Here is a 14,236-nt window from a genome sequence, read left to right on the forward strand (position 1 = left end):
GGAATCCTCCGCTCTCAGCGCTTGTCGAAGACGCGCTTGGATTTTTTCTCGCTGCGGGGGAGGCTCGCGTAGTCCACCACCCGCACCTCGGCCGACACCATGATCTGGCTCTTGATCCGGTGCTCGATCTCCGCCTCGATCCGCTCGTCCTTGAGAGGGTCGCCGGCCGGATCCCGCTCGACGAAGATCGTCATGTAGTCCCGGCCCTGGCGCCGCTCCAGGACAATGTTGTACTCGCTCGACACACCGGGCACCTCGGAGAGGATCTCGTCGATCTGGCCGGGGTAGATGTTCACGGCCCGGTAGATGAACATGTCGTCGTCCCGGCCCAGGATCCGGTCGTGGCGGGGGAACACCGACCCGCAAGGGCACCGGCCGGGCAGGGCCCGGGTGAGATCGCGGGTGCGGTACCGGATGAGCGGGCTCGCCTCCTTCCGGAGGGTGGTCACCACCATCTCGCCGATCTCCCCCTCGGGCACGGGCTTCAGGGTCTGGGGGTCCAGAATCTCGAGGATGTAGATGTCGGCCCAGTAGTGGATGCCCTGGTGGTGGGGGCAGTCGATGCCGGCGCCCGGGCCGTAGAGCTCGGTCATGCCCGTGATGTCGAACACGTGCTCCACCCCGAGCCCCTCCTGGATCCGGCGGCGCATCCGGTCGCTGCACCGCTCCGACCCCTGGATCACGGATTTGAGCCGGATCCGGTCCCGGAGGTGCCGGCGCTCCACCTCCTCGGCCAAGAGGAGCGCCATGCTGGCCGTGCAGCACACCACGGTGGGTTGGAGGTCCACCAGGAACTGGCACTGCAGGTCCACGTTCCCGGGCCCCACCGGAAGGGCCATCGCCCCCACCGCCTCGCATCCCGCCTGGAAGCTCACCCCGGCCGTCCAGAGCCCGTACCCCACGGCGATCTGGACCCGGTCGCCCGGCCCGACGCCGGCCATCTCGTAGCAGCGGGCGAAGAACCTGGTCCAGTCCTCCACGTCTTTGCGGGTGTAGGACAGGATCTTTCGCTTGCCCGTGGTGCCCGACGACGAGTGGATCCGCACCACCTGGTCGGTGGGCACGCTCAGCAGGGGAAACGGGTATCCGTCCCGCAGGTCGTTGGCCGTGGTGAACGGAAGGCGCTGGATGTCCTCGAGGGTCTTGATCTGCTCTGGCCGCACCCCCGCCTCGTCGAACCGCCTCCGGTAGAACTCCGAGCCCTCGTAGGCGTGGCGCACGGTCCAGCGAAGCCCCTCGAGTTGCATCTCGGCGAGTTCCCGTTCGTCCCGGATCGCCGGCATGAACGTGGTGCTCATGGTGATCGGCTCCTGCGCAGTTTCGCGGTTTCGGCCTCGTCCACGGTCCAGGTGTCCGGGTCGATGACCACCCCGTAATCCTCCCGGGCCCGTTCCAGGGAAACCACGCCGTTTCGTACGTCTTTCAACACCTTGGCCGGGTCCCGTTCCAGGGGGTTCCCCCAACCGCCCCCGCCGCCGGCCTGCTGGAAGTAGAGGGTTCCGGCCGGCACGTTCTGCACCAGGTCCTTGCTCGTGCAGGTGTACCAGCGGCCGTCCGGGTAGCGCAGTTTGATCACGTTGAGGGTGCCGTCCTTGCCGCCCACGGCGCCCCGGGCCGGCTCCACGTCCCCGTCACCGAAGGTCACGATCTTCACGTTCTCGCCCCCCACCACGAACTCGGTCTCCACCCCCAAACCGCCCCGCCAACGGCCGGCACCCGCCGAGTCGCACCAGTACTCGTGCCGGATCAGCCGGTGGGGGGTCTGCTGCTCGAACATCTCGTAGTCCTGGTCGAGCACCCCCCCCGAGGCGTCGATCATGCCGATGTGGTCGTACCCGTCGCAGCCGTAGATGCCGCCCGAGCCGCCCTTCATGCCCATGAAGAAGATGTCCACGAAGGGTTCTCCGCCCTTTCGGGGGTCGGCGCCGGTGCTCAGGCTGCACAGCAGCTCGTTCCACTCCGCGGTGACCCGCTCGGGGATCACCGGGCCCAGCGCCCGCATGATGGCGTCGGCGTTGTTGGGGCACAGGTGGTTCCCGTAGGTCGTGGCCGCCGGGTAGGCCGCATTGAGGATGGTGCCCTGGGGGATCGTGATCCGGATGGGACGCACCATCCCCTCGTTGTGGGGGATGTTGGGGTTCACCATCTGGAGAAAGGTCAGGATCGTGGCCGACGCGCTCGAGGTGAAGGTGCCGTTCACGAACCCGGGGGTTTGGGGATCGGTGCCGGTGTAGTCGAAATGGATCTCGCCGTCCCGGACCGTGATGGTGACCCGGATGGTGTACTCGGAGCCGGGGTTCTTGCCGTCGTAGTAGGCCTTGGCCTCGCCGCGGTACACGCCGTCGGGGATCGTGCGGATCTCCTGGCGCATCATCTGCTCGGTGGCGTCGAACAGGTACTCCTTGTGGGCCTCGAACACCTCGCGACCGTAACGCTCCAGGATCTTCAGCACCCCCCGCTCCCCCACCACGCACGAGCCGATCTCCGCCCGCATGTCCTCCTCGACAATGTCGAGCCGGATGTTGGCGAAGATGAGGTCCCAGACGTCCTTGCGGAGCTTCCCCCGCTCGATCACTTTCACGGGCGGGATCCGCAGGGCCTCCTGCCACACCTCGGTGGCCTGGGGGTTGTAGCCCCCCTGCACCGCGCCGCCGATGTCGGCCTGATGGCCCTTGCAGGCCGCCCACGCCACGAGTTCGCCCTCGAAGAAGATGGGCTTGTACACGGCGACGTCGTTGTTCTGGTTCCCCATGCTGAACACGTCGTTGTGGAAGATGACGTCCCCCGGGTAAATCTCGTCGCCGAAGTACTTGATGATGTACTTGCACACCGGGGCCAGGCTGAAGGCGAGGATCGGCAGGTTCTCGGTCTGCTCCAGCATGTTCCCCTTGGCGTCGTAGAGCCCGGTCACGAAGTCCTTCGCCTCGCAGAGGATCGGACTGCGGGTGGTCCGGGTCATGGCGATGCTCATCTCTTCCGTGATGCTCTTCAGCCGGCGCTGGAGGATGGACACCAGCACCTTGTCGATCGCGACCTGGCTCATCCCAGAACCCTCCGCAGCATCTCGTCTTCCCGTTCCTTGAGGTACAGGGTGTAGGTGCCGAGCGGGTCCACCACCACCGAGAACTCGGGGCTCACGAAGGTGGTGGTGTTCACCTGCTCGATGATGGCGGGCCCGGCGATGCGGTTGCCGTGGCGCAGTTTCATGCCGTCGTACACGGGCACGTCGGCGAACCGCTTCTCCTTGGGCAGGTAGGCCGGCCGGTTGCGTTTGAAGGCGGCCGAGGGGTCCTCGCCCGCGAAGGGCTCGGGCTGGAGCTTGGGCTTTTCGGTGCGGCCGATCGTGGTGACCCGGACGTTAATGAGCTCCACCGGGGTGCCCTTGTCGGCCAGGTTGTACCCGTACAGGGCGTCGTGCTGGGGGTGGAATCGGGCGGCGAAGGCCCCGGGGTCGGCGGCCCAGGCCTCCTCCCAGGGCACCTCCACGCTCACCTCGTGGTACTGGCGCACGTAGCGAAGGTCGAGCACCACGTGGGTGTCCACCCGGTCCTCGGGAATGCCCTCGGCCGCCAGTTGCCGCACCCCCTCGTCGCGCATCTCCCGGCACAGGGCCCGGAACCGCTCGGGGTCGAACGCATCGAGCCGCACCGGATAGGTGCGGACGAAGTCGTGCTTGAGGTCGGAGCGCAGCATGCCCGCGGCGCAGAAGATCGAGCTCTCCCGGGGCACCAGGATCACGGGGATGCCGAGCTCGAGCGCGATCATGCAAGCATGGTTCGGCCCGGCCCCCCCGGCCGTGACCAGGGGGAAGTCCCGGGGGTCGTAGCCGTTGTTTACGGCGATCTCCCGGACCGCGGCGGCCATGCTCACGTTGATCACGTCGTACATACCGGCGGCCGCCTCCTCCACCGTGTACCCGAGCTTGCGGGCGATGTGCTCCTCGATGGCCCGGCGGGCGGCCCCGAGATCCAGGGGCATCCGGCCGCCCGCGAAAAATTCGGGGTCCAGATAGCCCAGCACGAGGTCCGCGTCGGTGCAGGTGGGCAGGGTTCCGCCCCGGCCGTAGCAGGCCGGGCCCGGGTCGGCGCCGGCGCTCTGGGGCCCCATCCGCAGGAGCCCCCCCTCGTCGATCCAGCCGATGGAGCCGCCGCCCGCGCCGATGGTGACCACGTTGAGCATGGGCAGGCTGATCCGCAGCCGGTTGATGTTCCCTTCTGTCGTGGTCAGTGGCTTTCCGTCCTTCACCAGGGCCACGTCGAAACTGGTGCCCCCCATGTCGCAGGTGATGCAGTCCTCGTACCCCTGGCCGCGCACGAAGGCGAGTCCGGCCACGGGCCCGCCCGCCGGGCCGGAGAGCAGCGTGGTCGCGGGCTTCGCCATGGCCGCCTCGGGGGAGATCACCCCGCCGTTGGAGGCCATGATGAGGAGGATCCCCTTGTACTCCAGGTCGTGGAGCTTCCGGATCAGGCTCGTGAGGTAGCGGGTCAGAACCGGACCCACGTAGGCGTTGAGCGCCGTGGTGGACACCCGGTCGTAGAGCCGGATCGCCGGCAGCACCTCGGTCGAGACCGACAGGAACGCCTCGGGAAGCTCCTCGCGCACGATCTCGGCCGTGCGGCGCTCGTGGGCGGGGTTGGCAAAAGCGTTCATGAAGCAGATCGCCACCGCCTCGACCCCCTCCTTCCGGAACGTCTCCAGGGCGGCCCGCACGCTCCCCTCGTCCAGGGGCTCCACCACCTCGCCCTTGTAGTCCACCCGCTCGGTGACCGGCAGCCGCAGGTACCGCTCCACCACGGGCCGGGCGTTGGGGTAGCGGTTGTTGTACTGCTCCTCCCGGATGCCCCTGCGCATCTCAAGGGCGTCGCGAAACCCCTTGGTGGTGAGAAGCCCGGTCTTGGCGCCGGTGTAGGTCAGGGTGGCGTTGGTGGTCACCGTGGTGCCGTGCACGATGGTCGTGACCTGGGAGAGGAACGCCTGGGTCGTGAGCCCCCGATCCCGGGCCATCTCCTCGATTCCCTGGATCGTGGCGATGGAGGGGTCCTTCGGTGTGGAGAGCACCTTGTAGATGTGGCTCGTGCCGTCCTCCTCGGTGAGGAGGAAGTCGGTGAAGGTTCCCCCGACGTCGATCCCGATCTTGTAGCCCATGGGTTGCTCCTTCGGAGGGCGGGGAAAGGCTGGCAGGCTGGAACGCTAACAGGAAAAACGCATGGTGGTTCCGGCTCCCCAGCGTCACTTCGCAGGGCTTCGGCCCCGAGCAAACAACGACGAACGACCCGCGACCCGCGACGAACGATCCACGACCGTAGACCGCATCAAAAGATCTTCGGCTCCTGGAACGTGCCGAACACCTCCCGGAATACGTCGGCCATCTCGCCCACCGTACAGTAGGCACGGCAGCACTCCACCAGCGCCGGCATCACGTTCTCCCCCGACCGGGCCGCCGCCTCCAGGGCCTTGAGCCCCTCGGCCACCGGCGCGGCCGGCCGGGAGCGTTTGAGGTCCCGAAGCTCCCGGATCTTTTCCTCGGCCCAGGCCTCGTTGTACTCGTGGAGTTCGACCTCGGCCTCCTCCTCGCCCGAGGCGTACTTGTTCACCCCCACCTTCACGATCTCTCCGGTCTGGAGGGCCCGCTCGAACTCGTAGGCCTGGCGGGCGAGCTTTCGCTGGACGTATCCGCTCTTCACGCACTCCACGATCCCGCCCTTGGCCTCGATCTCCTCCATCTCCTCCCAAATCTTCTCCTCCATCTGCTTCGTTAGGGTCTCGACGAAGTAGGAGCCGGCCAGGGGATCCACGGTGTCCCGGAGTCCCACCTCCTCCATGAGGATCTGGCAGGTGCGAAGACTGAGGAGCGCCGCCCGCGGCGTGGGGATGGTGTAGGCCTCGTCAAAGGAGCACAGGGCCGTGGTCTGGGCCCCGGACAGGGCCGCGGCCAGGGCGTAATAGGCCCCCCGGATGATGTTGTTCTCGGGTTCGGCCTTGGTGAGGCCGGAGCCTCCGCCGGCAAAGAGCCCTCGGAGCCAGAGGTTCCTGGGGTTCTTGACCTTGTACTTCTTTTTTAGGTTTGTTGCCCAAACCTTGCGTCCTGCACGGAATTTTGCGACCTGCTCCCAGAGATTCCCGAAGATGTTGAAGTTGAAGCTGAACCGGCCCACGAACTCGTCGGGCTCGTAGCCCCGGCGCACCACCTCGTCGATGTAGGCGTTGGCAATGAGGAACGCGTAGGCCATCTCCTGGGCCGGCGTGGCTCCCGATTCCCGGATGTGGTACCCGCACACGCTCACAGGGTTCGTGCGGGGCATGACCTTGATGGAGTACTCGATGGTGTCGCCGATGAGCCGGATGGCGGGCTCCAGCGGGTAGATCCAGGCGCCCCGGCCGATCACCTCCTTCAGGATGTCGTTTTGGGGCGTGGCCGAGATCTTGGTGCGGTCGAACCCGAGTTTTTCGCCCACAGCCTGGTACATGGCGAGCATCACCGAGGCCACGGCGTTGATGGTGAGCCCGGTTCCCACCCGGTGGAGATCGATCCCGTCGAAGGCCACCTCGAAGTCCCGCAGGCTGTCCACGGCCATGCCCACCCGGCCCACCTCGCCCTCGGCCATGGGGTGGTCGGAGTCGAGCCCCATCTGGGTTGGCAGGTCGAAGGCCACGTTGAGGCCGGTCTGGCCGTGCGAGATCATGAGCTTGAACCGCTCGTTGGTCTCCCGGGGGGTGCCGAACCCCGTGTACTGCCGGGTGGTCCATTCCCGGGTGCGGTACCCCTGGGGAAAGATGTTCCGGGTGAAGGGGTACTCCCCCGGCTCCCCGAGGTCCTTCTTGTAATCGAACCCGATCGCCTCCAGGTCCTCGGGGCCGTATTTGGGTTTCACGTGGATCCCCGAGGGCAGGATCACGTCGAGGATCACGTCCTTCTCGTCCCGGATGTACTTGGCAACGTCCATGGGACCTCCGTCGGAAAGGCTGGGAAACTGGGAAGCGGGGAGGCCGGGAAGTCGTAACGTCTTCCAGGTAACTTCCCGCTGGGACGCTAGGAGGCTAGGACGCTGGGACGCCAAAATCCTTTGGGATTCCAGCGTCAGCGGCTGTCCCAACCTGTGGGAGCGGCTTTCGTACCAGGGGCCAGAATTCAGAGGTCAGAAATCAGAGAACCCCTGTCCTCTGTCGTCCGTCCTCTGACTCCTGACACGGCCGCCGCTCCTAACCCCCGGGCCCGGACTTGGGCGTTACTGTCATGCACAACGGGGCCCCAAAGGGGCGTTGGGAAGCTTCCAACAAAGCTCCCGGCGGTTCGCAGGACCAACCGCGTCCTACCCCCCGGGGGCTTCTCCGCAGCGCTCCTGGATGAACTTCACGGTCTCCTCGAGGGGCGTCCCTCCCGGGAAGATGCCCTCCACCCCCAACTCCCGCAGGGCCGGAAAATCCTTCTTCGGGATCACTCCCCCCACCACCACGACCTTGTCGTCGGCCCCCTTTTCTTTGAGCAACCCCATCAGCTTGCGGCAGATCGGGATGTGGCCGCCGGTCATAATGGACAGCCCGATCACGTCCACGTCCTCCTGGATGGCCGTCTGGACGATGGCCTCCACGCTCTGGTGGAGCCCGGTGTAGATCACTTCCATGCCGGCTTCCTGGAGGGCGTGGGCCACCACCTTGGCCCCCCGGTCGTGGCCGTCGAGGCCGGGCTTGGCGACCAGCACCTTGATCTTGCGCGCCATGAATCCTCCTCCACAGAACGGCTGGAAATCCCGGGGGAGCAGCCCCGGGCCTCCTGGCTTCCCAGCCTCCTAGCCTCCCAGCCTATCCATACCGGTACCGCACCCCGTATCCCCCCCGGGGGTAGCGCCACGTGAGGGCCCCCTCCCGGCAGGCCACGAGGCAGGTGCCGCATTCGAGGCAGCCTGCGTGCTCCACGGTCATGCGGCCGGACTCCTCGTTCCACGCATACAGCGAGGCGGGGCACACCCGCACGCAGTACCTCACCCGGCACCGCGACCGGCACACCTCGGGATCGATCTCGATGTGGCTTCGCTCGTCGTGGCGAAATGCGTTCTTCGCGAGCTTTTCGTCAACGGTCATGGGCTCTGTCGTTCGTCGTAGGTCGTTTGTCGTTGGTCGCGAAAATCGAGAAATCTCCCGCCCCGTCCGCGCGACCTATTACTCCGGCGGCTACTAAGACCAACGAAAGTTTGTCAGATCCCCGGCGTTGCAACGGAAACCCGCGGGTGGGGGGCAGGTGGAGAGCCGGGTGCGGCCCCTTACCTCGCCGCGCCATCACCACGCGCGGATCGCTTTGAAAGATCCGGAACGTCCGCCACCGCCGCCCCCCCTGCCGAGCCGGCAACGGCATGGAAAGGCGCGGCGATCGGGTGCCGCACTCGCGCCCGGCCGGAACCAGTCCCCCACCCGCCCCCGGCAATACTTGCGAAAATGAGGGGTTCTCACCTCCCAGCGTCCGCGCGTCTTATCGTTCGCACGTCTTAGCGGCCTACCGTCCCAGCGTCCTCGCCTTCCACCAGAACCGGGCGTCTCGGCGGTTCAGGACGTTCCGGCGCAGGAACGACCACACCACCTGGGCCAGCGGTTCGGGCGCCTCCCGGCCCAACCGCGCGAGGCGGCCGAAGGTCTCCGCCACCTCTCGCGGGTACCGCCGGTACAGGTCCGGGTTCTCCAGGAGCCGGGGCATCTCCCGGTACCCCTCGAGGTACCGCCACACGAAGCTCCCGCGAAGCCGCCGCAGGTACCCCGAGAGCCCGGTGGCCGAGACATCCCCCCGCTCCCGGGCCTCGATCACGGCCTCAGCCGCCATCCGGCCGCTCGCCACGGCGAACTCCATCCCCCGCACCGTGTACCCCATGTTGAGGGCAAACCCGGCGGCGTCCCCCGCGAGCAGGATGCCGTCGTCCACGATTCGCCCCACGCCCGAAAGGCCGGACTCGGGGATCAGGTGGGCCGAGTATTCGAGCAGTTCCCCCCCCTCCACGAGCCGCCGGACCCGGGGGTGAGCCTTGAACGCCTCCAGAATCTCCGGCGCGGTCTGGGCGACCTCCGACGCCATGAGGTCCTTCACCCCGACCACCACGCCGATGGAGAGGGACTCCCGGTTCGTGTACACGAACCCGCCCCCCATCCGGCCCCCCGTGAACGTGCCCAGGAACAGCTCGGCCGCCCCCTCGCCGGGTTCGAGGCCGAACCGGTCCTCGATCACCCCGGCCGGAAGCCCCACCACCTCCTTGATGCCCACCGCCACCGCGGCGGGCTCCGGCACCGACCGGAGCCCCGCCGCCTGGCCCACGAACGAAAGGACGCCGTCGCAGCCCAGCACCACGTGGGCCGGGATGTCCTCACCGTCCACCCGCACCCCGGCGACCCGTCCGTCCTCCCGGAGCAGCTCAAACACGGGCTTTTCGGGGATGACGAAAGCCCCCAGGCCAGCCACCCGGTCCCCGAGCCAGGCGTCCAGCCGGCCCCGGAGCACGGTATAGCTCTGGGGCGTCTCGCCGCCCAGGCCCGGGTCGCCGTACTCGATCCGCACGTGGCGGTCGCCGTCCGCCAGCGTCCAGGCCTCCCGGGTGACGGCGCGCTCCCAGGGCGCCCCCTCCCACCGGTCCACGACCTCCCGGATCGGGTCCACGTAGATCCTCCCCCCGGTCACGTTCTTGGTTCCGGGCCCGTCTCCGCGCTCCAACACCACCACCTGGAGCCCGGCCTCGGCCAGGCGCTCGGCCGCCGACAGCCCGGCGAGCCCGGCCCCCACCACGACGGCGTCCATCTTCATGGCAGGGCCTCGCCACGCCGAGAGATCCCAAACCGCTCCGGCCCCCTTCTCACCCCCGGGCCTCCTTGAGGGCTTTGGTGAGCGCCGGAAGCACCTGGAGGGCGTCCCCCACGATGCCGTAATCGGCGTACCGGAAGATCGGCGCGTTCGGGTCGGCGTTGATCGCCACCACAACCTTCGAGGTGTCCATGCCCATGGTGTGGTGCACCGCGCCGGAGATGCCGGCGGCGATGTAGAGGGCGGGCGACACCGTCTTCCCGGATTTCCCCACCTGGATCGCGTGATCGGCCCACCCCGCGTCCACCACGGCCCGGCTCACCCCCACGGCGCCCCCCAGGGCGTCGGCCAGGTCCTCCAGGAGCCTCAGGTTCTCCGGGGACTTGAGCCCCCGGCCGCCGCTCACCACCACCTGGGCCTCGGTGAGCGGCACCCGGTCGCCGCCCCTCGGCGTCCGCTCGAGCACCTGGAGGCGCTCCGGCGGGGGCTCGACGGCGCGAGACTCCACCTCGGTCGCGAGGTCGGCCCCCACCTCCGGGTCGAAGCTGTTCGGGCGAAACGCGGCTAGTACCCGCCGGCCCTCGACCCCGAGCCACTGGTAAGCTTTCCCACCGTAGACCGGCCGGAAAATCCGAAGGCCCCCCTCCCCCCGCTCGAGCGCCAGTCCGTTCACCACCGCGTTCCACCCCAGCCGCGCAGCGACCCGCGGGAGGACCTCCCGGGTTCGGGAGCCTTCTGGCCAGAGGACCAGGTCGGGCTGCTCGGCGCCGATGGCGCCCGCGAGGGCCTCGACCCAGGCGTCCGCCCCCCAGTCCCCCGGCCCTTCGATCCGAAGCAGTCGGTGAACGGTTCCCTCCAGCGCGGACGCCGCCTCGGCTTCGTTCCCCACGGCCACCGCCGTCACCCGGTCCCCGTCGCCCCCCACCCTCCGGGCCTGGGCCACGAGCTCGCGCACCACCCGTCGGACACCGCCGCCCTCGGCCTCGCACACCACCCAGATCTCCATGGGAACCTCGCTCTCGACGTTGGGACGTCCGGAGGCCGGGACGCCTTCCCTCTTGCCTCCCAGCCTCCTAGCTTCCCAGCCTAAATCACCCTCGCCTCGTCCCGGAGAAGACGCACCAACTCCGTTGCCGCCTGCTCGGGATCGCCCTCGATCATGCGCACGGCCGGCCGCGCCTTCGGCCCCTCGTAGCCCAGGCTCGGAAGCGCATCCGCCGGCTCGACACCCAGATCCGGCAGGGACACGATGGGGATCTGGGCGCGCATGGCCTTCATGAGCCCCATTACCTGGGGAACCCGGGGTTCCAGCCACCCCTTCTCGGCCGTGAGAAGGGCTGGCAGCGACACCCGCAACCGCTCGGTGCCGTCGGCCTCCCGGGTGACGACGAGCGTTCCGTCCTCGGGTTCGGCGGCCACCACGGCCGTCACGCAGGGGATCCCCAGGATCTCGGCCACCATGGGCCCCACGAGCCCCGCCTCGGTGTCGGTGCCCTGCTTTCCGGCGAGCACCAGGTCGAACCCTTCCCGGGAAACCACGGCGGCCAGCGCCCGGGCCGTGGTGAGGGGATCCGCCCCCTCCAGGGCGGGATCGTCGAGCCGGACGGCCCCGTCCGCGCCCATGGCCAGGGCCCGGCGCAGCGCCTCCAGCCCCGTGCCCACGGCGGTCACCTTGCCCCCGGTCGCCTGCTTGAGCCGGAGCGCGGCCTCCACCGCGATCTCGTCGAAGAAGTTGAGCACCCGTTTGGGCTCGACCTCGACCCGCTGGCCGCCCTCGGCCACCTGCACCCTGGCCTCCAGATCCGGAACCTCCTTCACCAGCACCACGATGTTCATGGGAACTCCCCTTGGCTTCGCGCTGGAAAGCTAGAACGCTAGAACGCTGGGAGGCCGGACCAGCCTCAACCGCGCGCTCCGGGCTCTTTGGCCCGCCCCGGGATCATCGGCCTTTCACGATCTCGCGGCCGATGAAGTTCTTCAGCACCTCGTGGGTGCCGCCTCCGTAGAGCAGGAACCGGGCGTCCCGGAAGTAGCGCTGGGGTCCGTACTCGGTGGCGAACCCGTTTCCGCCGTAGATCCGGGTGACCTCGTCCACCACCTTGAGGCAGGTCTCGGTGGCGAACATCTTGGCCATGGCCGCCTCCTTGCGCGGGTTGAGCCCCTCGCCGATCATCCAGGCCGCGTAGTACACCAGCAGCCTGGCCGCCTCCATTTCCGTGGCCATCTCCGCGAACTTGGCCCGGATCAACTGGTACTCCCCGATGGGCTTCCCGAACGCCTCGCGCTTTCGCGCGTACTCGAGCCCGTCGGCAAAGGCCGTCCGAGCGATCCCCAGGGCCATGGCGCCGGTCATACACCGGACCTCGTTCAGGATCTCGCCCAGGTACTCGGCTCCCTTCCCCTCCTCCTCGCCCAGGAAGTTCTCGTCGGGCACGAACACGTCCTCGAACACGAGTTCCCCGGTCACAGGACCCCGGGCCCCCAGCTTGTGGAGCACCTGCCCGGACCGGAACCCCGGGGTTCCCTTTTCCACGAGGAAGAAATTGAGGCCCTTCATGCCCTTGGCGGGATCCGTGGTGGCGAGCACGGTGGCGAAGTCGGCCGTCGGCCCGTTGGTGATCCAGTTCTTGGTGCCGTTGAGCACCCAGCCCCCGTCCACCTTCTTCGCCATGGTCCGGGTGGCGGCGAGGTCGGAACCCGACTGGTCCTCGGTGAAGCAGATCGTGGCAATCTTCTCCCCCCGGATCGCCGGCAGGAGGCACCGCTCCCGGATGGCCGGCGATCCGAACCGGTACAGGAAGTGGGTACCCATGAGCATGTTCATGATGACCGCCTGGGCAAACCCCACCGATCCCCGGGTGAGTTCCTCGTAGAAGATCATGCAGGTCACGGGGTCGGCGTTCATGCCCCCGATCTCCTCGGGGTACCGAAGCCCCAGGTAGCCCAGGCCGGTGAACTCCCGCCACAGGTCCTCGGGGATGCGGTCCTCCCGGTCGATCTCCTCCACCCGGGGGAGGATCATGCGGTCCACGGTGTCGGCGATGGCCTGGCGGAAGAACTGCTGCTCTTCGGTGAGTCGAAAGTCCATGGGCGTGCCTCGTTGCGGCTGGAACGCGAGAAAGCTGGGAAGCTCGGAGGCTGGGAAGCGAGAAGCCGGGAACCGCCGTGAAGCCCCCCGTGCCCTCGAAACGGTAGGACGTCCGGCCTTCCAGCCTCCTAGCCTCCTAGCCTTCTAGCCTCTCAAACCACTCCCTCCGCGGCCAGGCGGGAGAGCTCGGCCTCCGACACCCCGGCCGCGCCGTACACCTTGGCGTTGTGTTCTCCCAGGCGCGGGGGGAACGAGAGTTCCCTGCCCCTCAGCTCCAGGAACTCCGTGGTCACGGGCGGGGGGGCCAGGGTCACCTCGAACCCGGTCTTGGGGTCGCGGGCCCGAAGCAGCTTCGGCTTGACGGCCGGGTCCTCGCACACCTCCGGCACGGTCTGGACCCGGGAGGCCGGGATCCGGGCTTCCCGCAACAACGCCAGGAGTTCCTCCGTGCCCAGGGTGCGGGTGACCTTCGCGATCCGGTCGTTGAGCCTGCGCACGTCCCCGATCCGGCCGGCGTTCGTCTCGTAAGCCGGGTCGGCGAGGGCCCCGAACCCGGGCAGGCCGACGAGCCGCTGCCATTGGAGGTCGTTTCCCACGGCGAGGTACACGTACCCGTCCCGGGTGGGATACACGCTCACCGGGGCAAAGAACTCGTGGGTGTTCCCCCGGCGGGTCATCACCTTCCCGAAGGTGGTGGCCATCGTGATCGGCTGGGTGAGCCAGCTCACGGTGGAGTCGATCATGGCCACGTCGATCCGGCTCCCCTCGCCGGTGAGGGCGCGGCGATACAGGGCCTTCATGATCTGGCCGTAGGCGTGCTCGCTCGTGCCCATGTCGGGAAGCGGGATGCCCACGACCTCCGGCGGGCCGTCGGGCTCCCCGGTGAGGTCCATGAGGCCGCCCCGGGCCTGGAGGATGGGGTCGTAGGCGGCCTCGTTGGAGTCGGGGCCGAACCCGGTGATGCCCACCCAGATCAGGTCGGGCCGCACCTTGCGAAGCGTGTCGTAGTCGATGCCGAGGGGTTCGTAGTTCTTGGGGAGCTGGTTCGTGGCGAAGACGTCCACGGGGAGTTTCGCGATCAGGTCGTGGAGGAGCGACCGACCCCGCGGGTCCTTCAGATTAAGGGTGATCGCCTCCTTCCCGGCGTTGATCGCGAAGTAGTAGCTGCACATCAGGGGTTCGTCGGGACGAAACGGCTCCCCCACCCTGCGGTTGGGGTCCCCCCGGCCGGGGGGCTCCACCCGGATCACCCGCATCCCGTCCATGGCCAGGCGGTAGGTCAGGTAGGGAAGCACCGTGGCCTGTTCCAGGCTCAGCACCGTGAGATCGCCAAAGGGGTTCATCCCGAGCCTCTCTTCGTGTCTGTCCCACCC

Annotated in this window: 11 protein-coding genes; all 11 read right to left on the reverse strand. The window is 68.1% G+C overall.

Going from position 1 to position 14,236, the window contains the following annotated elements; genetic code table 11:
* Window positions 1-14: 14 nt before the first annotated feature.
* The gene (locus ACYQ8L_RS01310; RefSeq protein ID WP_459939950.1) at window positions 15-1,298 is read right to left on the reverse strand and encodes a phenylacetate--CoA ligase family protein; all 1,284 of its coding nucleotides are present in this window, start codon (window positions 1,296-1,298) and stop codon (window positions 15-17) included.
* On the reverse strand, window positions 1,295-3,043 hold the full coding sequence (locus ACYQ8L_RS01315) for a hydantoinase B/oxoprolinase family protein (RefSeq protein WP_459939951.1): 1,749 nt from the start codon (window positions 3,041-3,043) through the stop codon (window positions 1,295-1,297). The genes ACYQ8L_RS01310 and ACYQ8L_RS01315 overlap by 4 nt, the downstream gene beginning before the upstream one ends.
* On the reverse strand, window positions 3,040-5,145 hold the full coding sequence (locus ACYQ8L_RS01320) for a hydantoinase/oxoprolinase family protein (protein ID WP_459939952.1): 2,106 nt from the start codon (window positions 5,143-5,145) through the stop codon (window positions 3,040-3,042). The genes ACYQ8L_RS01315 and ACYQ8L_RS01320 overlap by 4 nt, the downstream gene beginning before the upstream one ends.
* Before the next feature lie 167 nt (window positions 5,146-5,312).
* The gene (locus ACYQ8L_RS01325) at window positions 5,313-6,944 is read right to left on the reverse strand and encodes an acyl-CoA mutase large subunit family protein (protein ID WP_459939953.1); all 1,632 of its coding nucleotides are present in this window, start codon (window positions 6,942-6,944) and stop codon (window positions 5,313-5,315) included.
* Between the two features lie 366 nt (window positions 6,945-7,310).
* Complete coding sequence (locus ACYQ8L_RS01330) at window positions 7,311-7,718, reverse strand: cobalamin B12-binding domain-containing protein (protein WP_459939954.1); 408 nt, start codon at window positions 7,716-7,718, stop codon at window positions 7,311-7,313.
* Window positions 7,719-7,800: 82 nt separating this feature from the next.
* Window positions 7,801-8,079: a ferredoxin family protein gene (locus ACYQ8L_RS01335; protein WP_459939955.1), complete on the reverse strand. Its 279-nt coding sequence runs from the start codon at window positions 8,077-8,079 to the stop codon at window positions 7,801-7,803.
* A gap of 409 nt (window positions 8,080-8,488) precedes the next feature.
* Window positions 8,489-9,778, reverse strand: coding sequence for an FAD-dependent oxidoreductase (locus ACYQ8L_RS01340; RefSeq protein ID WP_459939956.1), 1,290 nt, complete (start codon window positions 9,776-9,778; stop codon window positions 8,489-8,491).
* Window positions 9,779-9,827: 49 nt separating this feature from the next.
* Window positions 9,828-10,781, reverse strand: coding sequence for an electron transfer flavoprotein subunit alpha/FixB family protein (locus ACYQ8L_RS01345; RefSeq protein ID WP_459939957.1), 954 nt, complete (start codon window positions 10,779-10,781; stop codon window positions 9,828-9,830).
* A gap of 80 nt (window positions 10,782-10,861) precedes the next feature.
* A complete protein-coding gene (locus ACYQ8L_RS01350) occupies window positions 10,862-11,611 on the reverse strand; it encodes an electron transfer flavoprotein subunit beta/FixA family protein (RefSeq protein WP_459939958.1) in 750 nt (249 codons plus the stop codon).
* A 103-nt stretch (window positions 11,612-11,714) separates the two neighbouring features.
* The gene (locus ACYQ8L_RS01355; protein WP_459939959.1) at window positions 11,715-12,863 is read right to left on the reverse strand and encodes an acyl-CoA dehydrogenase family protein; all 1,149 of its coding nucleotides are present in this window, start codon (window positions 12,861-12,863) and stop codon (window positions 11,715-11,717) included.
* 152 nt (window positions 12,864-13,015) lie between these two features.
* A complete protein-coding gene (locus ACYQ8L_RS01360; protein ID WP_459939960.1) occupies window positions 13,016-14,206 on the reverse strand; it encodes a CaiB/BaiF CoA transferase family protein in 1,191 nt (396 codons plus the stop codon).
* Between the last annotated feature and the right edge of the window lie 30 nt (window positions 14,207-14,236).

It is taken from the genome of Deferrisoma palaeochoriense, from assembly GCF_054656955.1.

Coding starts and splice junctions, on each gene's coding strand:
- ACYQ8L_RS01310 (WP_459939950.1), bottom strand. CDS start 1,298: ATGAGCACCACGTTCATGCCGGCGATCCGGGACGAACGGGAACTCGCC.
- ACYQ8L_RS01315 (WP_459939951.1), bottom strand. CDS start 3,043: ATGAGCCAGGTCGCGATCGACAAGGTGCTGGTGTCCATCCTCCAGCGC.
- ACYQ8L_RS01320 (WP_459939952.1), bottom strand. CDS start 5,145: ATGGGCTACAAGATCGGGATCGACGTCGGGGGAACCTTCACCGACTTC.
- ACYQ8L_RS01325 (WP_459939953.1), bottom strand. CDS start 6,944: ATGGACGTTGCCAAGTACATCCGGGACGAGAAGGACGTGATCCTCGAC.
- ACYQ8L_RS01330 (WP_459939954.1), bottom strand. CDS start 7,718: ATGGCGCGCAAGATCAAGGTGCTGGTCGCCAAGCCCGGCCTCGACGGC.
- ACYQ8L_RS01335 (WP_459939955.1), bottom strand. CDS start 8,079: ATGACCGTTGACGAAAAGCTCGCGAAGAACGCATTTCGCCACGACGAG.
- ACYQ8L_RS01340 (WP_459939956.1), bottom strand. CDS start 9,778: ATGAAGATGGACGCCGTCGTGGTGGGGGCCGGGCTCGCCGGGCTGTCG.
- ACYQ8L_RS01345 (WP_459939957.1), bottom strand. CDS start 10,781: ATGGAGATCTGGGTGGTGTGCGAGGCCGAGGGCGGCGGTGTCCGACGG.
- ACYQ8L_RS01350 (WP_459939958.1), bottom strand. CDS start 11,611: ATGAACATCGTGGTGCTGGTGAAGGAGGTTCCGGATCTGGAGGCCAGG.
- ACYQ8L_RS01355 (WP_459939959.1), bottom strand. CDS start 12,863: ATGGACTTTCGACTCACCGAAGAGCAGCAGTTCTTCCGCCAGGCCATC.
- ACYQ8L_RS01360 (WP_459939960.1), bottom strand. CDS start 14,206: ATGAACCCCTTTGGCGATCTCACGGTGCTGAGCCTGGAACAGGCCACG.